1 protein-coding gene is annotated in these 513 nt (G+C 47.8%); it reads right to left on the bottom strand.

The features are described 5' to 3' along the window. Nucleotides 1-51: 51 nt before the first annotated feature. Nucleotides 52-513 (bottom strand): DMT family transporter (locus tag R7044_RS28210; RefSeq protein WP_225456402.1); only part of this gene is annotated, 462 nt, incomplete at its 5' end.

Raw genomic sequence — 513 nt, 5'->3', positions numbered from 1 at the left:
CCAACAAAAAAACCGAGCACAGAAAGCTCGGTTTTTGTTTTGTAGGCTTTATTAAGCAACATGTGCTTGTTGCTGCTCGTGCTCCTTTTGAGCTTGAAGCTGAGCATGTTCTTTCTGCTTGTGACGCTCGCGTTTCGATAGCCAGATCAGTGGCACCACGATCATCACCGTACCGATGGCCATGAAAATATCTGGTATTTCACCAAACCAAATAAAGCCAACGACAACCGCACCAATCAAACCGCTGTATTCTGCACTCGCGATTTTGTTGCTATCGATAGAACGGTACGCCAGCACACAAGTCGCCGCATAGATCATAATGAACAAACTTGACCCTGCCGCGACAGGGAACGCGTCCCATTGCCAAGGCTGATCCTCTATGAGCACCAACAGCAACGCAACCGGAATACCGGCCAAGTTGGTCATCAGCAAGGTTTGCATCACTGATTGGTTTTTTGGCAACTTACGAATCAACAGATTGTTAACGGCTAACGTTAACGCGACCACAAACGC

Source organism: Vibrio sp. 1402 (assembly GCF_033340275.1).
This window is presented reverse-complemented; position numbering and strand designations above follow the sequence as displayed.